The following is a 23,929-nucleotide window of genomic DNA, read 5'->3' on the forward strand; positions in this document are numbered from 1 at the left end:
AGGCAGGGATTTATTTAATAATTATGTTACCTACTTTTGTTATTTAATGAAAACTTCCGATATTTGCAAACCCAATTGAAAAAGTAAAAACAACACGGATACATATATATCATGGCAAAAATTTGTGACATAACTGGAAAAAGGCCTCAGGTAGGAAATAACGTATCACACGCCAATAACAAAACCAAGCGTAGATTTTACCCCAACCTGCACAAGAAGAGCTTTTACATCCCGGAGGAAGATGCCTGGATTACGTTGAAAGTATCCTCTTCTGCTTTGAGGACCATCAATAAAAAAGGAATCAGTGCGGTATTGAAAGAGGCGCAGAAAAAAGGAGAAATCGTCATCAAATAAGGTGTCTACTTCCAACCACACTAAATCATAATACGCAATGGCTAAGAAAGGTAACAGAGTACAGGTAATCCTGGAATGTACGGAACACAAGCAAAGTGGTATGCCCGGTACTTCCCGGTACATCACCACCAAGAATAGAAAAAATACTACCGAGCGCTTGGAATTGAAAAAATTCAATCCCATTTTGAAAAAAGTGACGGTTCATAAAGAAATCAAGTAATCACTTCCTTCGGGATAAAACAGAAATATTATGGCTAAGAAAGTAGTAGCAACACTGAAAAAAGAAGGTGGTGTCTCGTATGCCAAAGTGATCAAAGCGGTTCGGTCCGAGAAGACCGGAGCCTATACCTTCAAGGAGGAAATGGTGCCCAGTCCTTTGGTTCAGGAGACCCTTAAAAAATAAGGATTATCCCGCCATTCACGCATTTATACATCCCTTTCGGTTCTTATCGAAAGGGATTTTTGCGTATATTCGGGTCATAGAAACGTACTTATGGGAATATTTGGTTTTTTTTCTAAAGAGGAAAAAGAGAGTCTGGACAAGGGGCTGGAGAAATCCAGCAAAAACCTTTTTTCAAAGCTGGGTAAAGCCATCGTGGGCAAGTCCAAAGTGGATGAGGACATACTGGATGAGCTGGAAGAGATCCTGATCACCTCCGATGTAGGTGTGGATACCACCATCAAGATCATCCGGCGCATTGAAGAGCGGGTGGCCCGAGACAAATACGTGAATACCGCCGAACTGGACCTGCTGTTACGGGAGGAGGTGTCCGGACTGTTGGAGGAGAACAATACCCAGGATTTGGGCGACTTTGACCTTCCGGAAGGCAAGAAGCCCTACGTCATCATGGTAGTAGGGGTCAACGGGGTGGGCAAGACGACTACGATCGGAAAATTGGCCCACCAATTCAAGCAGGCCGGAAAGTCAGTGGTGCTGGGAGCGGCGGATACCTTCCGTGCCGCTGCCGTGGACCAGCTTATCCTCTGGGGGGAACGGGTGGACGTGCCGGTTATCTCCCATGGCATGAACACCGACCCTGCTTCGGTAGCCTTTGACACGGTAAAAAAGGCCGTGGAAATGAAGGCAGATGTGGTGATTGTGGATACGGCGGGCCGGCTGCATACCAAGGTCAACCTGATGAACGAACTGACCAAGATCAAGCGGGTGATGCAAAAATTCATCCCCGAGGCACCCCACGAGATTTTGCTGGTGTTGGATGGCTCTACCGGTCAGAATGCCTTTATTCAGGCCAAGGAATTTACCAAAGCCACCGAGATCAGTGCCCTGGCCATCACCAAGCTGGACGGCACGGCCAAGGGAGGCGTGGTCATCGGCATTTCAGATCAATTCAAGATCCCGGTTAAGTATATTGGGGTAGGAGAGAAGATGACCGATTTGCAGGTCTTTGACCGAAGGGAATTTGTGGATTCGCTTTTTAAGAAAAATAGGTGATTTGATGATTTGGTGATGTGGTGATGTGATGATACGGTGCCTGAGCGAAGGCAGCGGACGAAGACGGACCCTCAACGGTTACAGGCATTGACCTTTGGGGTTTCCAATAACCCCGAAGGTCTTTTCCTGGACGTGAACGTTTAAAACCTTCGGGGTCTCGAAGACCCCAAAGGTTTCGGGCATTGACCTTTGGGGTTTCTTCAACCCCGAAGGTCTTTTCTGGAACGTGTACTGAAAGAAACCTTCGAGGTCTCAAAGACCCCAAAGGTTTCGGGCATTGACCTTTGGGGTTTCTTCAACCCCGAAGATCTTTTCTGGAACGTGTACGAAAGAAACCTTCGAGGTCTCGAAGACCTCAAAGGTTATGCGTATTGACCTTTGGGGTTTCTCCAACCCCGAAGGTCTTTCCTGGAACGTGTACGTTTGAAACCTTCGAGGTCTCAAAGACTTCAAAGGTTATAGATTTTGACCGTTGGGCTGGAAAAACCCGTATATTTCTTTCCGGGTTTCATAGAGAATGATTATTTTAACTCGCCTAAACGATATATTCACGATGGATGTTTTTGATGCTGAATGTGTGTATCATGTATACAGTAGGGCCATTGGAAATGAAAAGCTATTTCAAATAGAAGATAATTATGGCTACTTCCTGGAAAAATACGATCATTTTTTAGGTGAAAATGTGCAAACCTTGGCTTTTTGTCTTATTCCAAATCATTTTCACTTTCTGATAAAAATAAATAGGGGTGTCACCAACGATAAAATCGTCAAAGCTTTTTCTAATTTCCTGAATTCTTACAGCAAAAGTATAAACAAAGCATTCAAAAGAAACGGTGCATTATTTCAAAGAAAATTTAAGCGCAAAAAAATTGACAAGGAGGATTATTTAAGCAGAATTGTTATTTACATTCATCTCAATCCTATGAAACATAAACTGACCAAGGAACCTCTGGATTGGAAGTATTCTTCTTTTCGAAGTTATTTATCTAAAACAAAGTCCAAACTAAATCGGGAATTGGTTTTAGAGTGGTTTGGAGGGTTGGACGGGTTTAAACTTGCACATCAAACTAATACGGAATTTTATATTTCTGAGGAGTTTGCTTTGGAATGATTGTACAAATCTGCGGTGAAAACCTTCGGGGTCTCAAAGACCCCAAAGGTTTGACACATTGACCTTTGGGTTTCCCGAACCCCGTATTCTTTGCGGAGCGAGTACGAAAAAAACCTTCGAGGTCTCAAAGACCTCAAAGGTTTGACTACATTGACCTTTGGGGTTTCCTAAAACCCCGAAGGTCTGACTCGGAGCGTTCACGAAAAAAACTTTCGAGGTCCGAAAAGACCTCAAAAGTTATACCTATCCCTTTTATCATAAAGCAGCCCGGCTTCCTGCAGCGATTGGTAAACGCCGACTTTTTCCTGCTTATCCTCTTTAATAAAAGAGCTGATAAGCTTCCGGTGCAATCCGGTAGCCCTCAGCTTCCTCAGGGCGTGTCCATCCCGGAGCAGCATCAGGCTGGAATGGGGGTAGAATTCCGCCAATACATCGTAACAATACCTGGAAAGCAATCTGTCATGGACAGCACCCACGATCAGTACCTTGCCTTCAAACTGCCTGCCTTTGTCGTAATCCACTCCATGAACCGAAAAAGGAGCTTTTTCCAATGCTTTCCAGATGGGCTGGCTTTCCTGTTTCATCCATGCTGCCAACCTGGAAGGAGGCTGCTCGTAGGGCCTGTTTGCCAGTAAATCATAGCTGTGCTCAAACAGCCGTACTTTTACCGCCACATCATCGTCCCTATTTTCCCATAGGCCCGGCACCAAAAATCCCCACTGTAAAAAGGCATAGAAAGGAAAATCATCGGTATCACCCGTATCCGGACAAAGCCTTTCGGCATGTGCCTGCCATAAATAGGCGAACCAAAACCGGTTGGCCTGCGCTTCCGGGCAGGGGGCCGGGTCCCGGAAGTTCAGGTTTTTTTGAAGGTCAAAGAGTAGGGGGTTAAAAGAAATCAGGGAACTGACTTTTTCGGGATACAGGCTCAGGTAGTAGTGCAGGTAAGCAGCAGCACCGGAAAAGCCCACCAAATGCACCGGCTGATCTCCGGGCAAGGCTTTCCGGACCCTTTCCAGGTCCCGGGCATGCTGGTCCACGTTCAGTAGCTGGTAGGCTTTGGACCAGTCCGTTTCCCCGGTAGCCCGGAGGGTATTCAGGAGGACTTTGGACTGATGGCGACCTTTGATTTGTACCAGGTTAAATTCATTCGCCAGTTTCCGGAGCTCCATGCCTTGCTGAAAATAGTTGTCCAGGGGATCATCCAGTAGCAAAATGGTTTCTTTTTGTTCTTCGTAGGGTTGGGAAAGGGTATAGCTGATGGTTATTTGCTTGCCGCAGGGATCCCGGTGGTCCAGGGGCACGGATATAAACCTACTGGTATCAGAAGGCGACAGGATAAAACATGAGAATACACTTAGTATTTGTAGAAAGGCTATCAAAACAGCGTTTGATTTACGTTTACAATCGGAGGCCTAAAGAATTTCTCCTTAAACTCAGCTAGGAATGGGGTCCAGTAGTTGAAAATAGCTTGTTTAAAAATCTAATCCAATTATGAATATAGTCTATATCGTTAAATGATGTGAAATAGTGCCTTTTTTGTTAGTCGAACGAAGGTAAATCAAAAACAGCAATTCCAGGATCTTCATCTGTGGTGATACCATACAATTTGCCAGCCTGCTCATTTACGGCAAGGGCCCGGATGCTCGTATCCAGTTTTAATTCACATATAATAGTACCCAGTAGATCAAATACGTAGATTTCAGTCGCATATTCGCTGCCTTCACGTACTTTCCTGAATGTTCTGCCACAATAGAGGCCATAAATGTAATCATCGCTTACCTCTACGGCAGCATAAGCCATGGGTTCGTTGATGTCTACGATGACACCATTGGATTTACCGCCGGAAGTCGCTACTGTAAACTCAGGAATAAAATTATATGGACCATCTACCAGATATATTTGTTCCGATTTCTTATCTAAAATTTCCAGGCGGTCCCGGTATGCACTGGCATATGCGTAGGTTTGGTTACGTTGATTTCCCTGAAAATAGCCTAGGTGCAGATCGGCCATCATGTAATCAGTAAAATCTTTTCGAACCAAAATGTCTTTCCATTTGCCATAATTTTTAATTCGCTGCCCATCCAAACTAAACTCTACGAATCGAAAGGGATCGTTGACCATTCGGCACATCACCGTGCTATCGGAAGAAAACTTCATCGCCATTGCCATAAAAAAATCTCCCTCTTGTTTGATTTGATTGGAAGAAAGGGAGGTAGTGTCTTCCAGACTGAATTCGGAAAACCGCTTCTCCATGGCACTGTACACCCAAAATGTATTTTCATTTGAACCTGCATCCATTCCGGCAACATCCGAAAGTTCACCAGGACCAAATCCGATCACTCCTTTAGCACCCAGGTAATCCATTTTTTGGCTGTGAATAAGGTGAATGGGAGGGAATTCGTCATAGGTTCTTTTGCTCTCTCCTACAATCAACAGATCATTGTTTGTGAACAAGGTATATGGCATTTTCAATTCAGGATAATACTTTTTTTTACCCTGAAGGGAGATCGACTTTGGCAGCGTTTCGAAGGAAAAGGTTTTTTCGTTTTTGGCCCGCTCTGTAACTGGTGTGCAAGAAACAATTAGTATAGACACCGTAAATGGAATCGCTAGTAAAAATGATAAGCCTCGAAGATAGATCATTGTTTTTTGGGGTGGGTTTGGCTTTAAATTAATATAAATAATATAGAAAAATAACATCTGTTATTCAGGGCTTCTAAATTTCATTTACAATTTACTCATCTCCAAACGGAAAAATCCCATTTCATCATTCCCATTCTCATAAATCCAGATTTTCCCACCGTTCGCAAAATGTTTACCCGGCTTTTTGTTCATTTGGGGGGGCTTAAGTCGTTTAATAGTATCATCTTTTATCACTCCATTTTTTTAAGCACTAGTTTATATAACTTGAAATAATCTTTTTCAGTATTGGGGTCTTCCTTTCCTACCATCCATAGCTCGCCATTGCGGAGTAGCATTTCCTCAGCCACTAGTCCCTTTGGAACAAAATCGTTTAACCGATTACCCAATGAATCAAAAATGGCAATTCTATTTGGGTATTTTTCTTGCATGCGCTCTCTAAAAAACGTTGCCTCTTCTGGTGATTTATTCATTAAACCCTGTTCAATATCCACTCTATTAAATCCTGGAAAATAAGAAATAATATAATATCCATCGATAATATTAATGGCCTCTATTCTGCCGGTTCTATTACGTAAATGCATGAAGTTAGCAACGGAAGAGTAGTCATTTCCACCTTTAAAATAGCGATATTCCTCAAGATCAAGTGGAATTTTCTTTACCAAGGCGTAGGGGGCTACGCTTTTAAAAGCATAAATAACGGGTTCTATGCCAAACGCTACATATATTAGATCTTCTGAAACTGTGAAAATTGGTTTCCAGGAATGAGCAAAGAAATATTTTCCGTTTCGGAAGATACTGGTCTCTGGAATCTTAAGAAACGGTTCCCTCTCTCCTGTTTCAGGGTCAAGCCAAGAGAGCAAATATAAATCCTTATAATGATCACTATCACGTACGTTTACGCCGCGATAGTCCTGTTCCTCAAAAATATAACGATCCCCAATTTTTTCCATCCCAAACTGCATAGCAAGTTGTTTGAATATGGGAGGTTGAAAATCTTGGTGATCTACCTGAGATAAAAGCTTTCCTGAAAAATCATATCTTAAAAACCCATTGTATCCATAGGCGATAAATGAGCTGTCGCTTTCAATTTTGAGGGGAGAAATAAGGCCACCGTAGCTATCAGGAACATCCCCGGATTTTAAATAGGAATGTAAGATGTTCCCGTCAAAATCCGCTACCAGGATTTTTGCCAAGAACTCCTTTTGTTCCATAAAGACTACCGTTTCAGATAATGGGTCAACATCATGTACAATAGGAGTACCTAAATAGTAAATCTGTATGCTGTCCAACTTTTGAAGTGAAACGGTATTAACCGCTTTTTCGGATGCTGTATGTTCTTTTTTTTGACAGGAACTTAAAAATGTGAGTATGGTAAAAAGGAAGATCAAATTCTTCATATACATTTTAGCCATTGAATTTGGTATAATTTATTTTAGTTAACTCAAATTAACAAATAAATAAGTGGTAGTCAATCAAAAAATTTAATTTAAATTCGGGTTTTTATTTTATTATTGGCTCTTACTTACGTAGTGTCAGTAACCATGCTATTAAATAGTTGTAAAAAAGAGCAGCTTTATGAAATGATAAAGAGGTTTTTAGAAATTTGGAAAAAGTTCCCCTCTCCTTCAAAGGCCACCGCTCAAAAGGTGGCAAGAAGCCTACCCTGGTAGCATTCCACTTTTTACCCGGCCTTCTGTCATCCTAAAATTTTTCTAAATTTTCGGAAATGGGATCAGGATGTGTTCTGAATGGCCTTTTTTGTGAGGTGCGTTGGAACGAGTTCCTTTTTGATGCTGGTCCGTTTGGATTTGGATACCAGCTGACGAAGATCGTTTTGTATCGTTATTTCTCTTTTCTTTCCATGGATAGATTGGATTAAAACACAACTGACTAAACACCTTCTGTTTATTTTTTTAAAAGCAAGTGTCAATTCATCTTGCATACTTTTCAGGGGGCAGCAGCAGGAATGGCCGCTTCCATCCAGGCAATGAATGGTTTGCACATAATTATCTACCGAAAGATGGGTGGCCAACTGCAGATTAACTGGTTTAAACGCCAGTAGAGTTAGTGTTGACTTTCCTGAATAGATGGTTCGGGAACTGGATCATGCTGTTCAAAAATTGGAAATTATCCGGCAAAGTTTGATCAACGTTTTTATTTCTGATAAATAAAAGGAGCCCGTTAAATTTAATGGCAATCCTGATGAATTCAAAGGTGGTATGCGTGACCAAAAATTGATGTCCATCACCTAATCCTTCAAATTTACGGCACTAGAGAAAAAAACGTTAAGAAAATGAATTTCTTGGAATATTTAACGCAATTAATAGGGAAAACAATTATTCACTTAAATAATTTAAAACTACAGCAAAATGCTCTTTTTTGGTATCAAAAATACCGATAGCGCCACCAGGAAAGTAAAAACCAGGATATTGGTTTTCATTCGATTCCCTTTGAAAGGGGATAACCATGGACAGTTCCGTTTTCTTATTTTTTGGCTTTACCAGGTCAAAAATCAAAAAAATGGCCTTATATCTTCCAGGTATTACAATTTCTTTGTCCTCTAAATCTATTTTCGTCCAGCCATAATTTTCGAGTCTGCACAAAAGGGGTTTATTGTATAAATCCTGAAATTCGGCTACCTGATATATTTTTCCTTTTTTTAGATTTCGTACTTTATCAGACACCATTACCCGTAAGGTAAATTCAATATTTTTGTCACCATTTTCGGATAAATATAGGCTTAAACCGGAAAGTAACTTTGTCTCGTTACCTTTCATTTCGAAAAAGCTGGCATAGCGCATTATGCCAGCTTTTCGTTTTTCTCGCTTATTTCGAGATATTGAAATTGGGAGACTCCTGTTCCCTATAGTGTATGACTTCAAGCTATTGGATAACACGACAACTTCTTCCAAATCGAAATATTGAGTGTTTAGGTATAAGACAGTATCTTTTCTTAGGTCATTCCACGAAAAAGTGCCTTCCAAATAGCCTGTGGCTGAAATATTAAAAATCTCATTTTTTCCATACTGGGTCAGGTTAAGACTGAATTTTCCATTTTGATCCGAGGAAAACCAATCCTCGCTGTTTAGCACAGTAATTTTGGCAAAACTGACGGGATCTCCTTCGGTGGACATTAGCTGCCACGCCTGCTGTCCGTACAGACAGGGGCTTATAGACAGGAGGAACAAGAAGATTTTAAATTTCATAAATTGGGTATTTTATTAAACCTGTATTTTATCATCAACGGGTTTTCAATATCTATTGACTTTATCCATTCTAAATTTAAGCCAATTTCCATCAGCATTTCTTCATTATACTCATCAGGATAAAGTACGGTGAGGTTATATCCGGCTGAAACATTCAATGGTCTTAAAAAAAGATCGTCTGCGGTACTTATCTCACCAATTACAACTGCCTGATCTGCGTTTAAATCATAAAGGCCCAGTTTTACGTTTTCTGGATTACCTAAATAAAAATTAAAACTGATCAGGTTTTCATGCAAATTGAAGTTATGGACGGCAAAGGCATATTCGCGGGTTTGTAATAGTTCATGAAAATCATCCGCATCGTCAATTCCCCAATTTAAGCCAGGTATTTTAAACTCACCGAAGTCTATCCAGTAAACAGGTTGCATCTCCGATTTTCCTAACAAGTATACCATTTCCGAAAGAGGTTCTGTAAAATACCAAAAACCATTGTTATCAGATAAATTACCAATTTGAGTTGCCTCGATGAGCCCAGGTGGCTTCGGGAAGTTTTCAACTATTCTCAAATCCTTATCAAGGAATACTATACCCAAATACGAATCATCGGTATGCCAGTCATCAAAGACAGCTAAAGCTTGTTTCTGATTTTCTAAAAAAATTAAATCCATGATATAATAGTCCACATTTTTTGATTTTATATAATCAAATTCTGGAAAGCTGTACCAATTGGCTTTACCCAAATTTCGATCATAAACAATTAACTCCTCGTCCCAGACCAGATAGGAAAATAAAGAAAGGTATTCCTCAGGCCCCTCGCCTGCTTTTTGAAGGCTATTTACGAAATTTCCGGCAGAATCAAACAAATAGATGGCTTTAGAAAAATTTGGATCGTGCATCAACCAATATGGGTGAACATATCTTATTGATTCAATTTTTCCTAAAATAATCGAATCTGGCAAGGAAAGTTGTAGACCTTCAACTTCAGTGCTCAGTTCCAATAAATTGAAGTTTCTACTTGTAAATTCGGAAAAGTCTAATCGATCACCTTCTCTTATGTTCTTATCTGTTTCACAAGAAAATAAAAGTGTAATAACAAACATACCGTTAAGCCAATTATTTCTCACCGTCATTTGAACTGTATTTTATAAAATGCCACCATATTTGGTTAAACTTTTCATTTTCCTTTATAGGCCACCAGGGCCATTCCGGCTCCTCCTTATAGCGGCGGATATGACTGCTGATAAAATCAGTGTCCAGGGTGGAAAAAGCTTCAAAAAAGGCTCTCCAATCTCCCGAGAACGCCACATCGTCCTCAATGCACCAGTAGTAATCGTAATGCGGATGAGAAAGGTAAAATTTCAGCAAGGGGAAATGGTTGCTGCCCGGAACCAGGGAAAAGCCAAGGGGGAAATAGTTCAGGGAGGTTAATACCTCATCGGTAAAGGTAAAAGTATTCAGGCCATTTAGCTCAAGATCAGATCTTTCCTCTGATAAATGGTACAATACGATAGTATCCCCAATATCTTGAGTAGCTGTAAACAGATCCTGGTATTTTTGGATTAAAGGGAGTGAGGTTTTATTGGTGACGATTAAAAAAGATTGGGTTGGCGAAGTAATTTTGCCCATTGAGCTATCATTTTAGGTTAGGTAAATCAAAAACAGCAAGTCCAGGATTTTCATCTGTTGTGATACCGTATATTTTTTGGTTTTCTTCGTCCACAGTCAATCCTCTGATTGAAATATTCAATATAAATTTGGATTTAATAGTACCTTCCAGGTCAAATACATAAATATCATTGGCTATTTCACTGCTTTCACTTTTTTGTTTTTCTGTTTTACCAGAATATAGCCCAAAAATATAGTTTTTAGATATAGAAATATCATAATAGGCCGATGGTTCAGCTGCATCTACAATTAATTTACCAGATGAGCCGGATGAATTAACAATAGTAAATTCGGGAATGTAATTGAAGGGACCATCTGTAATGAAAATGCTCCCGCTTTCTTTGTTTAAAATTTCAATCCTATCTCTGTAAAAACCAGCGGATGCGTAAATATTATTTTGCTGATTTCCTTTAAACCGACCTAAATGTAAATCAGACATCATATAATTGGTTAGATCCTCCCTGACTAAATGATCTTGCCATTTTCCGTAATTTGCTAAGCGCCTTCCATCAATCGAAAATTCTACAAACTGATGGGGGTCATTTACCAAACGACACATTACCGTACTATCTGACGACCAAGCCATGGCCATGGCCATAAAGAGGTCTCCTTCTTGTTTAATTTGATTTTTTGATAAAGTTGTGGTATCATCTAGGGTAAATTCTGAAAAATATTTTGACATAGCGCTATAAACCCAGAAAGTATTTTCTTTTCCACCCAAATCAATCCCTGAAACGTCAGAAACTTCACCAGGTCCAAAGCCTCTTTTACCGAAGGGCCGCAAATATTTCATGTTTTTTGCATCTATGATATGTATCGGAGGATACTCTTCAGGTATCCTTCTGCTTTCGCCAATGATTAACTTATTGTTTTTTACGAAAATTTTTAGGGGGTTTTTTATATTTTCGAAAAAGTATTTGTTGCCAACCAGGTTCATTGTTCTAGGTATCGTTTTTTCCGTAAAGCTTTTTAAATTATCGGATTTCAATTTGTCTTCTGAACAATTTGTCAAGGGTAATAGTATAACGATTAATATTGCTACATTTATTAAAATCTGATTTGTATTTTTAGTTAAAGTCACAACAGTATTAATTTACTATTTACGATAGATTATTAGTGACAGACATCACCAGGAAAACGTCTTTCAACTGCTTTGTCCTCTGTCCATACTATTCCAGATTCATCCGTGCAATACGAATCACCTGGGCAACACATGTAGCCATACTCACATCCACCATCGGCCTCTGCATTAAATGAATTGAACAATCCAACACTCATGGCAACCACACCTGCTGCCAGGGTTGCTTTTTGTTATGTCATTTACTTTTTCATGCGATTTTTTTGTTTTATGGTTAAAAGATAAATAAATTAAACCATTTAAAAATTTATTTCAAATAGGAAAATTTGCATTTCCCGTGAACGGGTACCTTTTTCCCGTGAGTGGACACTTTTTTCCCGTAACCGGAATGATCGCTTGCCCTAAAGTAAAGGGAATCAGGGGATGATAGAGAAAGTGAGTAGGAGAAGAAGGGACTTAGAGACGAAAAGGGAGAACTGGTGATTTATGATTTAGGATTTATGATGTTCCCTAAAAAGCGTTGGCGGTTTGGTTATACATTCCTTTGCTCTTTCAATTTTTAGAACCACTCGAAATAACCGTAAATAATCGTGCTCGACCTCCTGGTCTGGTTTTTCCAGCATCCAAAGTTCCCCGATTCGGAGCAGCATGCTTTTGGTCTGACAGCTGAGGAGTTTGTGTGGTTTGGAGGATATCCGGGTGCCATTACGCTAAGAGAAGATGAAGAACGATGGAAAAGCTATGTCCGGGATGCACTTTTGGAAACGAGTATCTCCAAAGACATCCTTATGCTAACCCGGGTGGATAAACCTGCCCTGATGAAACGTTTGTTTGAATTGGGTTCGGCCTATTCCGGACAGATTTTGAGTTATACCAAAATCATGGGACAGCTAACCGAGGCAGGTAATACCACCACCTTGGCCAATTACCTGGAATTACTCCATGATGCCGGTCTGCTGGGGGGCATTGAAAAGTACAGTCCCAACATGATCCGTAAACGCGCTTCCAGTCCCAAATTTCAGGTTCACAATACAGCGATCCTATCCGTGATTTCCAGTGAAAGTCTTGACACCTTATTAAAAAACCATGAAGCCTGGGGAAGGTGGGTGGAATCTGCGGTAGGTGCTCACCTGATCAATCAGGCATTCAAAAACAAAAAGCTAACGATCTACTACTGGCGGGAAGGCAATGATGAGGTGGATTATGTGGTTGTGTACAACAATCGGGTGATTGCGCTCGAAGTGAAATCCGGGAAAACAGGAAAGCTATCCGACTTGGGGGCTTTTCACAAAAAATTCAAACCTGAAAAATCCCTGCTGATAGGGGAAGCTGGCATTCATTGGCAAGAATTTTTGCAAACGAATGTGTTGGATTTGTTTTAAATGGCAGACCTTGTGGCTTTCATTTATTGGTTTACCTGGGATAAAATTATTTTATAAATAGCAGAATATCAATCATTAAAGGTGTCATTTTATAATTTACTCAATATAATGAGTAAAATTACTCAACAGAAAGTCATAAGTTTCGCTGAAAACCTAAAAATGGCATTTCGGTTTGAGAAAAACACTTGGATGGAATTAATCCATTGATTGAATGTATTTACCAGGAAGATATTGATCCGGTACACCACCACAAAGTGCCTTTTATCCCAATGGGCGATCAGGGGAAGCTGTGCCTGTTTCAGCCGGTTAAAGTCATCTGTCTATGCTTTTTAGCTTGTTACTTCCCAATCTAATGGATAAAATCAAAAAACATAAGTGAATAATTGTATTTCCCGTGAACTGGCCTGTTTTTCCCGTGAACTGGCCTGTTTTTCCCGTGAACGGGCAGTATATTTTTTTCTATATCGGATGCGGGGTTGGTCAAACATATTTGGCCCCGTCAGGGCTAGGGTTCCCGTTTCGGGTTTAGACACAGGGCTGCACCCTGTGTTTGGGTATTGCGCACATTCAGTGCTTGGGATTCCGTTCGTTTTCCAGTCATCCACGCCCTGAAATGGGGAGAAACCTCAGCTTGCATTAAAATAATTAAAGATATAATTCAAATAGGGGTAATTATCTTCCCCGTAAATGGGCGGTTTTATGCCGTTAAAGAAATGATTGTCCGGAATGGTGTGATGATTCGATGATGTGATGGTTTGATGATTATCTTAACTTAACAATTCCAATTTCGGGATTTTCTTCCTCAGTGGATGGGTCGCTAAATGCTTTCTTTTTGGTATAATAAAAGAGATCCGCATCCAAATCCAACGGTCTCAAAAACACAGGATCGCCATCAGCATCGGTCAATCCCTTGCTAAGGTTGTATCCTATTTTGTTTTTCTTGTCATACAGAAACATGAATTGTTCCCAATCTTGGGCATATTCTAAAATATAATATGAAGAACTGTTCATCACGTTATACAACAAAAGCGTTTGGTACCCCTGCTCATTCAGGGATTGGGCTCGTTCAAAATGGAACTTAATAGCTGGTTTTATCATCCCATCTGATAACTGGTACAAAGTGTCCCGGAGCGTATTTTCCGGTGTAAGAACCGGCATGAACAAAAATATTCCTTCTCCAGTAGCTGACAACCAATGCCTAAACCAATAGCCCCCTATTTGTATTTTGTCCAAAATCACCCTCCTAAAGGGAATGGTATCTGAAATCTCGAAAGTATTACCCAGCTTGTAGAGGTTGGTCTGATTAGCAGTTTTATTCCCAACCTTTATCCCTATCTCCTCAGAAACTATCCATAGGTCTCCATCCAAAACTTTCAAATACCCTATAGGATAGCCCAATTTTCTTTCTTCGACAAGCCCTAAGTCAGCTCCAAAAACCAAAAGCTTATTGTATGATGAAATATAGATTAGACCTGAAGCAGAATCGATATCCATAGAAGTAACCAATTTATACTCTCCTGGACCCTCGCCTTCCTCACCCAAAAATTGAATAAAATTTCCTTCCAAATCAAAAATTGAAACCCTTTTTTTATCAGAGACAAATAACCTGTCTTTATATAATTTAACATCAACAATATTTCCAAGAAAAACGCCATCTTTTGTCTCTAATTTTATCTTCTTATCTGTGATGGCTAGTTCAGAAAGGAGAACAGGTTCATCTATTTTATTTGGGACATGTATCGATGTAAGTTCCGTTTTTGGGGTTTTACTACAACCAAATATCAAAAAAGGGGAAGCAACGAATAATAGAAAAACACGAATAGAATTTTTACCTAACATAGCGTTGTAAAGTTTTAAATAATGGAGGATCTGCTGATCCTCCATTTCATTAGTCAATAGTTCGCAACACAAATTGTACTGTTAATCTTGTCCGCTACAATGGCCATTTACCTCACAAATTTTGGTTGGATCCCCGGAGCAATCCCAAAGGGAAAAAGGTTCACCACCATCACGGGTGCATACCCATTGGCAGTTCGTACTACCTCCAGATCCCCAATAAATGGTCCCCATCTGACTTCGTTGTAGCACATCCGCTGCCGCCAGCTTTAATTTTTCCAAATTCAACTTTTTCATTTTTCTTTTGATTAATGAATTGTATTGTTTTCCCGGACCAGCTTGGGATTTGTGCCCATTCATCGCGAAAGAATTCGTTTATATACCTACTGGTAGGTATTTATTTCCTTGAGGTCTGCACTGGATATACCGCTGGTATAGCGAATTTTCAGCCATTCGAGGAGCCTATCGGAGCTGTGGAAACAATTATTCATGCGGTTCAAACAGTTTAATAGTATGTAGATTACCAGAAAAGTAGGAATCTATATATGTTTTTGGTTTTATTACTGCCCAATCTAATGGATAAAATCAAAAAATATAAGTGAATAATTGTATTTCCCGTGAATTGGCCTGTTTTTCCCGTGAACGGGCGGCATATTCTTTTGTGTAGATGTGTGGTCTGCCAAACATATTTCACCCTTACAGGACTGGGGTTTAGGTTTCGGCTTTAGACACAGGGCTGCACCCTGTGCTTTGGTATTAAGCACCTTCAGTGCTTGGGATTCGGTTCGGTTTTCATTCATCCAAGCCCTGAATGGGCGGGATACCTCAGCGATGGGTGTAGCCCATCGACATGAGAATCCCCGATTGCTCTGAGCCCTGTATGGGCGGCATATTTTTTTCTATGGATTGATGTGGGCTACACCCTGTGTTTGGGTATTACGCACCTTCAGTGCTTGGGTTTGAATAACTGGATAGCAAATGCTGTCTTTCGTTTCTTTGATACGCAGGTATGGCAAAAAAATAACATATTGTTCCAATACAAGCGCTTGAGGGATCTTGGAGGATATTGTAATCAGGACATAACACAATGTTCTTTTTGATTCACCCTATAATAGGCTAGTTGTTATTCTACTGTAGTCCGAAATACTGGCTCCGTATATGATACTGTTTTAGTATTCTTTTTTGTGCCTGGGAATCCCAAGCCAGAGACCAAACTATAATCCTCCAAAAACATGATCCAGCTCCAGCTCAAATCCAGGCAGGGCTTCAGAAATTACCCTGTCACCCAAGGTGAATAAACGGGAGGCGCGGTATTTCCGCTTATCCAGGGTATAAATAAGAAGCGTTCGCTCATCCGGATGGATGACCCAGTATTCTTTCACTCCCGAATCCTCATAAACGTCGTATTTCAACTTCAAGTCTTTTCGATTGTTACCGGGAGAAAGTATTTCTATGATCAAGTCTGGTGCACCAAGACAGCCACGTTCGTCTATCTTCCCTGCATCACATACGACACATAAGTCCGGTTGGACCACCGTATCGATATCTTCATTCTTTTTAGAAGCCACCGGCAGTCGTACATCGAAAGCTGCTGAGAATACTTCACAAGGCTTACCCTTTAGAAAATCGTACAGCGAGTAGAAAATTTTTCCGGAAATCCGTTGGTGTATCACTCGTGGTGCGGCTGCCTGTCGAAACACCTTTCCACGGATCAGTTCTACCATTTCATCTATCTCCCAGGTAAGATAATCCGCATACGTATAGGAGCCGTATGCAAAGTCAGGTTCTTTGGCTATGTTTTTTTCAGGTTGCGTTTCCATAGGGCTTACAAAACACTTGAATGATTTATAAAAATAATAAAAACCAATCAATTCCGCGAGAAATACCTATCGGTAATGAAAACATGGACTGAATGCCTGGAGTTCGATACAAAACCCCAAAAGGCTGCCAGGGTACTTTGCTGCCCAAGCCAATATCATCTGACGAAACCTAAAAAACCCTTTTCCTACCCGTCCTATCAAATTGCCGTAAAAGAAACACAGAATATCCCTATTTTTGTCAGCTTCCAAAGAGTTTCCGGCCCTTTAACCCTAACCACCACCTTGGCTACCGCAAACGAGTACAATCCGGCATACGAAAAGTCAAAACTCCGATTGTAAAATTACGGAAACCATTGATCTTAAACGGGGTAAGTCTTTTTGGATAATTTCCCTTACGGCTGTCATTTTGATGTTGAAATATTCATGGGCTATCAAATTTCTAAAGGACTTAACCTTATACCATGGATAGTCATATTTAACTAATTTTTCGTTTTCCACGTAGTCGATTGACTCCCCGATAATAATAAATTGCATCAATACAGCATCCTGAACAAGCCCGTTTTTGCAGAAAGCAATCCGATCCAACCCTTCTACATATCGGTCGATGGTAATTATGGCTTTAAGGATTTGCGCTAATCTCCTCTGGCTATCCCAATGCTTCTCTTTCATATATCAATTTTAGGTCCTTTTTTACCTGCTCAAAAATATAAGGTTTAAATGAATCGATAAATCCTATATCCACCTTGCGGTCGATGGTTTTTTCCAAGGCATATTGGATATCCACCAGATCAAAATAGGAGAAAGTGGGATCAGCTTGAACCGCAATGTCCACATCGCTTTTCGGCCCATCTTCTTGCCTGGCAAATGATCCATATATCCAGGCCTTTTTTACCTGCTTGAATTTGCTGATTCCATTTTGTATTTTTCTCAGGATCCGATCCCTGTCAATTTTCTGAAATGCGGCATAAGCTGCCCTTTCTTCAGCCATTTGCAATGCTTCCAAAGCGAGCTCTTCATCACCAAGCTCATACGTTATTTTGTCTGCTAACCAGGCCAGCAATAAATCTTTTTCGGAAATTTGAAAATAAGCAGCCAGTCTGACTACCAGCTCCCGCTTTGGTCTTCGGAGTCCGCGTTCGATCTTACTCAAAATAGCCTGGTCAATACCGAGATGATCAGCCACCGTCCGAAGTGGAAGTTCCCTTTCATTCCTTAATTCCCTGATGGTTTCTCCTAGACTACGCATACAATTTTTGGATTTTGGATACTTAAAATTTGACAAAATTTGTCAAAAAATCAAAGAGTGATTTGAAAAAAACAAAGGTTCCTAGTAATTATCTGCATTTTATTGGTAAATCGTGCTGTTCGGAATTTGCAATTCCGAACCCGGATTAGCAGGATTTATAATCCTGATTACGTGATTTCAAACGATTACATGGTTTTATGAAAAAATAACTAAATTTCATTTACGTTTGGCGATTTCAAATGGCCTTTTGGAATATGGTTTTCCAAAATGTATTGTCGTAAATATCTGGGAGAAATTGCAAATTTCACCCAGCACAAATTGATCATCTGATTATATGATGGTACAATGGTTTGCTGAATGATTGGCTGATAAATTGATTTGCTAATGTGCAAATGGTTCGATTTCGGATTTGTCCTAATTTTTTTCCCTAATCATTTTCAAAAATGCCACCAATCCTATTACTTCAATACCGCCTTTCATAGGGAATTGGTCGGAACCGGAATAAATCACAAGCTTTCTTGTGGCTTGGATGTCTTCACAAGCATGGTAAAATCCTGAACTCAAGGTTGGGGAAACCGATTTTTTTATTTCTATCGCCCAAACCTCCCGGGCAGGTCCTTCCAAAACCAAGTCTATTTCACTTTGATTGCTTGATTTATAATAGCTGCTGACCCAATCGGGGGTCAGGAGCTTACTGATATTTTCTATAACAAACCCTTCCCAGCTAGCGCCAACCAAGGGGTATCCCATCAATTGTTCGAAACTGGGGATCGTTAATAGACTGTGTAACAAACCCGTATCCCGAATATAAATCTTCGGGGACTTGACCAATCTTTTTCTGGTATTCCCAGACCAGGGTTGCAACTGCCTCACCATAAAGAAATCCTGAAGAATGTCCAAATAAGTCCGAATGGTGGTGTGACTGACTTCCAGACTTTTAGCTATTTCGCTAAGCACGGCTTGTTGGCCATGGTAATGCGCCAGCATGGACCAAAATCGTTTCATGCGGGTAGCTGAAACCTGGGCTCCAAATAAGGGTATGTCCCGTTCTACGTAGGTAGTGATAAAATCGTATCTCCAATCCCAACTGTCACTATCCGTTTCGGCCAGATAGCTATCTGGAAACCCTCCTCTAAACCAGAGTTTCTCATAGTTGAATTCCGAAGGATCATTATTACTTAAATTCAGTAGGTTTTTTTAAATTAACCAGAAAGTATGTAATTTGAAAATAAAACTTTCAAATTACATAAAATTAAACAGTAAACCTTAATCACCTCTTTTCCTACTCAAAGCAATTCCAATGACAAAAAATCAGGTCTGAACAATCCAAAACCCTCCCGACCCTTTAGCCCTGAGAGTGTTGGATTCCATTGAAAATTACCTTGATATTTTTAAATAATCTTAAATCTTCGCTATTTTTAGTAGTAAAAATAACGGGATGCCGCCACTTAAAATGAAAACATACAAAGCCAAAAAAGGACCCCTGATGCAGGGTATTCTGCTCGCCATGTTGGTATTGCCACTGGCATACGGGTTTTTGGGTACCAAACCGTGGAAGGAAAAGTTGCGAAGGATCATCCCCCTGACCGCTCCGGCCCTATTTATTATCTGGCCCTATGTTGCCACCCGGTATCAGATCCGGGGTCATAGCTTTAACTACAAGTCAGGCTATATCAAGGGAGAAATTGACATAGGTAGCATCCGGACCATTCTTAAAGGCAAAACCCGCTGGGTGGGAGTGAAGCCTGCACTGGCTACCGGAGGCTTGATTGTAAAATACAACCGGTACGACGATGTGTACATTGCCCCGGAAGACAGTGATGCCCTGATTGCCGACCTGCTCACCATCAACCCCAGCATTCAGGTGATCCCACCCGGGAAAGATCCCTAAGGGGCATAAAAAAGTGTTGAGCATATCGAAATCCAGGAACGTACTTGCAAATTTTGAAAAAGTTAAATCCCCCTTTCAAAGGGGGCAGGGGGATTTACGTACGAAAATCGTATCAAAATCGTAAAATGCATAGATGGGATGGGTACAAAAAAATCCCCCTGCGCCCTCCGCCGCGGAGGGATTTTAGTTACACTACCCGAAAGCGCTAGCGGTCCACTAGTGCATGTAAATCTAATGGACAGTTAACCAACTAAAGCTGAATAAATGCCATTTAAACGGACTGAAAAAAATTCCCCTAACAGCAGCAAGTAGGAAGCTTTGCTTTGTTTTTTTAAACCAATAGTTTTACTTTTAACCATGTCGAATCTTCGCCTAATAACACTACTAGCAACTTGCCTGCTTTCCTGCTCCCGCTCCCAAAAGGAAACTTCCGGTGCTGGCAGCTATTCCCTTCAATTGGTGGACTCCGTTCGCATCGATTATATGGGTAGCCTGGAACTAAAGGATTACGATCCGGAAACCAACCGCTACCTGGCCTATAACCAACAAAAAAGGGAAGTCTTGATTTTTGATGCCTCAGGAGCTATCCAACATACGTTTATCCTGCAAGACGACGGCCCGGAGGCCATCAGCGGCTATGGGCTGAACCCCACCTTCTCGGCAGGAAACATCTGTATCTTTGGTGATAAAATCTATACCCTGAGCCGAGAGGGAAAGCTGCTGAACCGGACGGAGATACCCTATCCCTATTTCTGGATCGTGGGGGGCGCACATATAGCAGCCTCTTCGCTGGGGGATAAGTTGCTGTACCATAAACCTGAATCGGCGGAAGAGGGGCAGGACCGGCAGGCAGCCTACCAACGCATGCTGGACGGAGGGCCCATGATGGAGGTATTGGATACCCTAAGCGGTGATCATTACCCTACCATGCATTTCCCGGAAACGGATGCCTTTGAAGCGGGGCTCTTTTACGGGTATCCGACGCCACTTATTCAAAATAGCGGCTCCCAATGGTATCTTTCGGTCAATAATGCCCTGGAGTTTCATGTTTATAGCGAAGAGGAACAACAGTTGCTTTTTGAGCAGACGGTAAAAATTCCGGCGAAGAACGCCTTCCCGGACCAGCCCGTGCCATTGGAGCAGATGGATACTTTTTTCGAAAAAAATGGGCTTGTCTACCGTATCCCCCAGATCCACCGGTTTTTACCACTGAAGGATCATTTTATTGCCTTTTACAGCAAGGGTGTTTCTCCCGAATCGAAAGCCGCCTACGATGTGTCGGATCCCGCACAGCGGCGGGAATTGGTGTACTCCTTTCCCATGGAATTTGCCGTTTTTGATTCGGGGTTTGGTCTGCGCGAAACGGACCTGCCCATTCCGAAAAGCATGGTTCCTTTTGAGGCCATGGTGGACAAGGAAGGGCAAATCGTGGCACTTAAAGACCAGGAACAGGCAGGCGTGGAAGAGGATTTTCATACCTTGTATCAATACAGCTTGGATTTTGGTGAAGAGTAACTAGTTTGCGTCAAAATTTGTACCTTTATTAAGTAAAACGTTACCAGAATGAAGACCAGGGACCTAATAAAAGAAATCCAGAAATTGCCTGTCAGCGAGCAGTTTTATATCATAGAGCGATCCATGCAACTGATTCGAAAACAGCAGGACGAAAGTCAGATGAAAAAAGCCGTTGATTTATTGTACGAAGACTATGTGGCAGACGAAGAGTTGACTGCATTTACTGACCTTGATTTTGAGAATTTTTATGAACCAAGGTGAAATATGGTTACTAAACCTTGACCCAACTATTGGGGCTGAGATAAAAAAGACAAGGCCGGCTATAATTGTGAATGACGATACATTGGGAAAATTACCATTGAGAATCATTGTTCCGGTTACCGACTGGAAAGATAGGTACCAAATAGCCCCTTGGATGATAAAATTAATACCAGACAGCGAAAATGGATTAACAAAAGTGTCTGCAGCCGATACTTTTCAAATCCGCTCAGTTTCCGAGGAGAGATTTGTAAAAAAGGTAGGGCTTGTTTCGGAAAGCATCGGGGAACAAATCAGGGTTGGCTTATCAAAAGTCTTATCTATTGACATCGATTAAATATCCGACATGGATCAAACTTTATTGTCATTCGGAGAAATAGAAACTACAATCAATTTAAAAAATGCGCCAGGTCCGAAAAATTTAACGTTTTTTAGGTAGGGATACCATTTCCTTTTGTGGAACTTGGACACATGAAAAAATGGCTATGTTTCTCCTTTTCAGCTTTGATCCTTTATGGGTGTAGCAATAACGGTAAAAAAAGCGAGGATGATTTTGCTTATCAATTGATGGTAACCGATTCCATTCAGGTGGATTATCAGGGGAATCTGTTTCTTTATGACTACGACCATTCAAGCGACCAGTTTCTTGGGATGGACAATGGCACTGATGATATAATTATTTGATGATCCGGTGGTTTAATGAGCTGATGGCACATGCTGTTCGGAATTTGCAATTCCGAACCCAGATTAACAGGATTTGTAATCCTGCTTACGTGATTTCAAACGATTTCATGGTTTTATGAAGAAATAACCAAATTTCATTTACGCTTGGCCACTGCAAATGGCCTTTTAATATATGGTTTTCCAAAACGCATTTTCGTAGCTATCAGGGAGAAATTGCAAATTTCACCCTGCACAAATTGGTGGTTTGATTATATGACTCGTCCTAAAAAAAGTTTACAGAATATTGTTTAAATACTGCTATAGGTTTACAGTTTTATTTAGACCTGCAATGCGTTTAAATGTGTACGGTTTTTACTGTAATAATTGTTAACCTTTTCAGTTAAAATCGATGATCCTAATTTTTGTGCTCCGGGTTTTCAAATAGATCAGAAAGGTTTAATTTGAAACCTGAAATTACCTGGGAATCGATCGTACCTCCATGAGTAAGTAAACGGGTAGGTTGATAGGCGCCAATAATTAACCGGAAGACCAAGGAGGTCTGTTCATCGGGGAAAATGATCCGGTATTCGTTAACCCCACGCTCTTCGTAAATGCCGTATTTTTGCTTGAGTTCTTTTTGGTTATTGTATCAAGCAAAAATAGCCTTAATTGCTGGTTTTAACCAACCATTTTGCCTCTGTAAATGATAAAAAGGCACGTCCAAAGGGCATCACAATTGAACTCGCTAATTGCGATACTTTCGTTACGCATTCAAAATTTAAGTTTAAATCGCTTACGTTTCCGCTTCGATTCAGATCGCTTCGCGGTGCTCGCGATGACGACGTACGCTTTACTATGAGTAACCAGTGGATTTTTAATAGAGACAAATTATTAGGGTTTAAGCTACTGAATGACAAAATAGTTGGTACTTTAGTCGTAATAAGTCAAAACCCGTGATGACCAAAACTCCTGCTGTAGGATAACCTTCTAATTTGCTGCTGCCTATTCCTTTTTTATTAATGAAAATAGAAATTAAATACCTAACTTAATAGCCTATGAAGCGATTGGTATTTTTACCGCTCTTACTCATCTTTGGTTTACACAACCTTTTAGTTGCCAGAGAGCAGCAGGGCCGTTTGACATTGAATGATACGTTGGAAGTAAACTACTCATTGATTCATCGGGAAGAATTCAATGACCTGGACCATTGGAAAGCCGAGCAACAACCCGGAGGAACGGTTGTTTTAAACGGGGGTAGATTGGAAATCGAAGACAAGGCAGGTTGTACCGTCTGGTTCGATAAGCAGTTGCATCAACCTGTTATGATCGAGTTTACCGCTACTGTGATTGATGAAGGAGGGCCGCAGGACCGGGTGTCAGACTTAAACTGTTTTTGGTTGGCTACCGATCCCTGGCACACGAATTTTTTTGGGGATGCGCATCCACATAGAGCGGGTAAATTTAGTCAGTATGATAGCTTAAAGCTCTATTACGTGGGGCTCGGCGGTCATAATAACACCAAGACGAGGTTTCGCAGGTATTCGGGAGATGGGCAAAAGCCGCTACTCCCGGCACACGATCTTTCAGATGAAGCATACCTGATCGTCCCGAATGTCCCTAACCGGATACGCATTATCGTGTTTACTACTACGATCCAATACTGGAGAAATGAACAACTGATTTTTAATGTATACGATGCGTCACCGTATGATTCCGGCTATTTTGCCTTTCGAACGGTGAATAATCACCTTTTTATTGATGATTTTAACGTGTATGAGCTTTCAAAAATGGATGTTCCTTAGAAC

General features: G+C 40.9%; 27 protein-coding genes and 1 pseudogene. 12 read left to right on the forward strand and 16 right to left on the reverse strand.

What is annotated here, in order from left to right; all coding sequences use genetic code 11:
- Positions 1 to 111: 111 nt before the first annotated feature.
- From rpmB to GJQ68_RS13165, 5 genes are all read left to right on the forward strand, one after another.
- Positions 112 to 354 (forward strand): 50S ribosomal protein L28, encoded by a 243-nt coding sequence (gene rpmB / locus GJQ68_RS13145; RefSeq protein WP_162341904.1) that lies wholly within the window; start codon positions 112 to 114, stop codon positions 352 to 354.
- A gap of 37 nt (positions 355 to 391) precedes the next feature.
- Entirely contained in the window at positions 392 to 574 is a 183-nt protein-coding gene (gene rpmG, locus GJQ68_RS13150; protein WP_092174477.1) for a 50S ribosomal protein L33, read from the forward strand.
- 30 nt (positions 575 to 604) lie between these two features.
- Positions 605 to 757 carry a DUF4295 domain-containing protein gene (locus tag GJQ68_RS13155; RefSeq protein ID WP_162341906.1) on the forward strand — a complete coding sequence of 51 codons (153 nt, stop codon included), beginning with the start codon at positions 605 to 607 and terminating at the stop codon, positions 755 to 757.
- 90 nt (positions 758 to 847) lie between these two features.
- Positions 848 to 1,807, forward strand: a complete 960-nt coding sequence (gene ftsY, locus GJQ68_RS13160; protein WP_162417716.1) for a signal recognition particle-docking protein FtsY — start codon at positions 848 to 850, stop codon at positions 1,805 to 1,807.
- Positions 1,808 to 2,360: 553 nt separating this feature from the next.
- Positions 2,361 to 2,918: a transposase gene (locus GJQ68_RS13165; protein ID WP_162417717.1), complete on the forward strand. Its 558-nt coding sequence runs from the start codon at positions 2,361 to 2,363 to the stop codon at positions 2,916 to 2,918.
- A gap of 230 nt (positions 2,919 to 3,148) precedes the next feature.
- Here the strand turns inward: GJQ68_RS13165 and GJQ68_RS13170 are convergent, their stop codons facing one another.
- From GJQ68_RS13170 to GJQ68_RS13205, 8 genes are all read right to left on the reverse strand, one after another.
- The gene (locus GJQ68_RS13170) at positions 3,149 to 4,300 is read right to left on the reverse strand and encodes an alpha/beta fold hydrolase (protein WP_162417718.1); all 1,152 of its coding nucleotides are present in this window, start codon (positions 4,298 to 4,300) and stop codon (positions 3,149 to 3,151) included.
- 160 nt (positions 4,301 to 4,460) lie between these two features.
- Positions 4,461 to 5,564, reverse strand: a complete 1,104-nt coding sequence (locus GJQ68_RS13175; protein ID WP_162417719.1) for a BF3164 family lipoprotein — start codon at positions 5,562 to 5,564, stop codon at positions 4,461 to 4,463.
- A gap of 230 nt (positions 5,565 to 5,794) precedes the next feature.
- Positions 5,795 to 6,961 (reverse strand): hypothetical protein, encoded by a 1,167-nt coding sequence (locus GJQ68_RS13180; RefSeq protein ID WP_235941483.1) that lies wholly within the window; start codon positions 6,959 to 6,961, stop codon positions 5,795 to 5,797.
- A gap of 335 nt (positions 6,962 to 7,296) precedes the next feature.
- Entirely contained in the window at positions 7,297 to 7,566 is a 270-nt protein-coding gene (locus GJQ68_RS23670) for a LytTR family transcriptional regulator DNA-binding domain-containing protein (protein ID WP_394351313.1), read from the reverse strand.
- 334 nt (positions 7,567 to 7,900) lie between these two features.
- A complete protein-coding gene (locus tag GJQ68_RS13190; RefSeq protein ID WP_235941486.1) occupies positions 7,901 to 8,770 on the reverse strand; it encodes a carboxypeptidase-like regulatory domain-containing protein in 870 nt (289 codons plus the stop codon).
- Entirely contained in the window at positions 8,767 to 9,900 is a 1,134-nt protein-coding gene (locus tag GJQ68_RS13195) for a 6-bladed beta-propeller (protein WP_162417723.1), read from the reverse strand. Before GJQ68_RS13195 ends, GJQ68_RS13190 begins: the two co-directional genes overlap by 4 nt.
- Positions 9,884 to 10,396, reverse strand: coding sequence for a DUF3405 domain-containing protein (locus GJQ68_RS13200; RefSeq protein WP_162417724.1), 513 nt, complete (start codon positions 10,394 to 10,396; stop codon positions 9,884 to 9,886). Before GJQ68_RS13200 ends, GJQ68_RS13195 begins: the two co-directional genes overlap by 17 nt.
- 7 nt (positions 10,397 to 10,403) lie before the next feature.
- A complete protein-coding gene (locus GJQ68_RS13205) occupies positions 10,404 to 11,516 on the reverse strand; it encodes a BF3164 family lipoprotein (protein WP_235941488.1) in 1,113 nt (370 codons plus the stop codon).
- A 587-nt stretch (positions 11,517 to 12,103) separates the two neighbouring features.
- On the opposite strand from GJQ68_RS13205, the gene GJQ68_RS13210 reads away from it, so the two are divergent.
- Positions 12,104 to 12,895 (forward strand): ATP-binding protein, encoded by a 792-nt coding sequence (locus GJQ68_RS13210; protein ID WP_235941490.1) that lies wholly within the window; start codon positions 12,104 to 12,106, stop codon positions 12,893 to 12,895.
- A 122-nt stretch (positions 12,896 to 13,017) separates the two neighbouring features.
- On the opposite strand, the gene GJQ68_RS23325 is transcribed toward GJQ68_RS13210, so the two are convergent.
- The 7 genes from GJQ68_RS23325 to GJQ68_RS13245 form a co-directional block, all read right to left on the reverse strand.
- Complete coding sequence (locus GJQ68_RS23325; protein ID WP_262888114.1) at positions 13,018 to 13,197, reverse strand: cysteine peptidase family C39 domain-containing protein; 180 nt, start codon at positions 13,195 to 13,197, stop codon at positions 13,018 to 13,020.
- 460 nt (positions 13,198 to 13,657) lie between these two features.
- Positions 13,658 to 14,779: a 6-bladed beta-propeller gene (locus GJQ68_RS13220; RefSeq protein ID WP_202927933.1), complete on the reverse strand. Its 1,122-nt coding sequence runs from the start codon at positions 14,777 to 14,779 to the stop codon at positions 13,658 to 13,660.
- Between the two features lie 36 nt (positions 14,780 to 14,815).
- Entirely contained in the window at positions 14,816 to 15,028 is a 213-nt protein-coding gene (locus tag GJQ68_RS13225; protein WP_162417725.1) for a hypothetical protein, read from the reverse strand.
- Between the two features lie 917 nt (positions 15,029 to 15,945).
- Positions 15,946 to 16,551, reverse strand: a complete 606-nt coding sequence (locus tag GJQ68_RS13230) for a Uma2 family endonuclease (protein WP_162417726.1) — start codon at positions 16,549 to 16,551, stop codon at positions 15,946 to 15,948.
- 321 nt (positions 16,552 to 16,872) lie between these two features.
- A complete protein-coding gene (locus tag GJQ68_RS13235) occupies positions 16,873 to 17,220 on the reverse strand; it encodes a HepT-like ribonuclease domain-containing protein (RefSeq protein ID WP_162417727.1) in 348 nt (115 codons plus the stop codon).
- Positions 17,198 to 17,797: an XRE family transcriptional regulator gene (locus GJQ68_RS13240; RefSeq protein ID WP_161993983.1), complete on the reverse strand. Its 600-nt coding sequence runs from the start codon at positions 17,795 to 17,797 to the stop codon at positions 17,198 to 17,200. The genes GJQ68_RS13235 and GJQ68_RS13240 overlap by 23 nt, the downstream gene beginning before the upstream one ends.
- A 414-nt stretch (positions 17,798 to 18,211) precedes the next feature.
- Positions 18,212 to 18,985, reverse strand: a complete 774-nt coding sequence (locus tag GJQ68_RS13245; protein ID WP_162417780.1) for an ATP-binding protein — start codon at positions 18,983 to 18,985, stop codon at positions 18,212 to 18,214.
- A 265-nt stretch (positions 18,986 to 19,250) separates the two neighbouring features.
- Here GJQ68_RS13245 and GJQ68_RS13250 point away from each other — a divergent pair, with 265 nt between their 5' ends.
- The 5 genes from GJQ68_RS13250 (at position 19,251) to GJQ68_RS13270 (ending at position 22,145) form a co-directional block, all read left to right on the forward strand.
- Positions 19,251 to 19,688: a PH domain-containing protein gene (locus tag GJQ68_RS13250; protein WP_162417728.1), complete on the forward strand. Its 438-nt coding sequence runs from the start codon at positions 19,251 to 19,253 to the stop codon at positions 19,686 to 19,688.
- A gap of 357 nt (positions 19,689 to 20,045) precedes the next feature.
- Positions 20,046 to 21,203: a hypothetical protein gene (locus tag GJQ68_RS13255; protein WP_162417729.1), complete on the forward strand. Its 1,158-nt coding sequence runs from the start codon at positions 20,046 to 20,048 to the stop codon at positions 21,201 to 21,203.
- Between the two features lie 48 nt (positions 21,204 to 21,251).
- Entirely contained in the window at positions 21,252 to 21,464 is a 213-nt protein-coding gene (locus GJQ68_RS13260; RefSeq protein WP_162417730.1) for a hypothetical protein, read from the forward strand.
- A complete protein-coding gene (locus GJQ68_RS13265) occupies positions 21,451 to 21,798 on the forward strand; it encodes a type II toxin-antitoxin system PemK/MazF family toxin (protein WP_162417731.1) in 348 nt (115 codons plus the stop codon). Before GJQ68_RS13260 ends, GJQ68_RS13265 begins: the two co-directional genes overlap by 14 nt.
- A 134-nt stretch (positions 21,799 to 21,932) precedes the next feature.
- Complete coding sequence (locus GJQ68_RS13270; protein ID WP_162417732.1) at positions 21,933 to 22,145, forward strand: hypothetical protein; 213 nt, start codon at positions 21,933 to 21,935, stop codon at positions 22,143 to 22,145.
- Positions 22,146 to 22,539: 394 nt separating this feature from the next.
- On the opposite strand, the pseudogene GJQ68_RS23675 reads toward GJQ68_RS13270, so the two are convergent.
- Positions 22,540 to 22,758: pseudogene (locus GJQ68_RS23675) on the reverse strand (Uma2 family endonuclease); the annotation flags it as partial.
- Positions 22,759 to 23,179: 421 nt separating this feature from the next.
- Here GJQ68_RS23675 and GJQ68_RS13280 point away from each other — a divergent pair.
- Positions 23,180 to 23,926 (forward strand): DUF6250 domain-containing protein, encoded by a 747-nt coding sequence (locus GJQ68_RS13280; protein WP_162417733.1) that lies wholly within the window; start codon positions 23,180 to 23,182, stop codon positions 23,924 to 23,926.
- The last annotated feature ends 3 nt before the right edge of the window (positions 23,927 to 23,929 follow it).

The sequence above is a fragment of the Cyclobacterium roseum genome (genome assembly GCF_010119225.1).
Classification (GTDB): Bacteria; Bacteroidota; Bacteroidia; order Cytophagales; family Cyclobacteriaceae; genus Cyclobacterium; species Cyclobacterium roseum.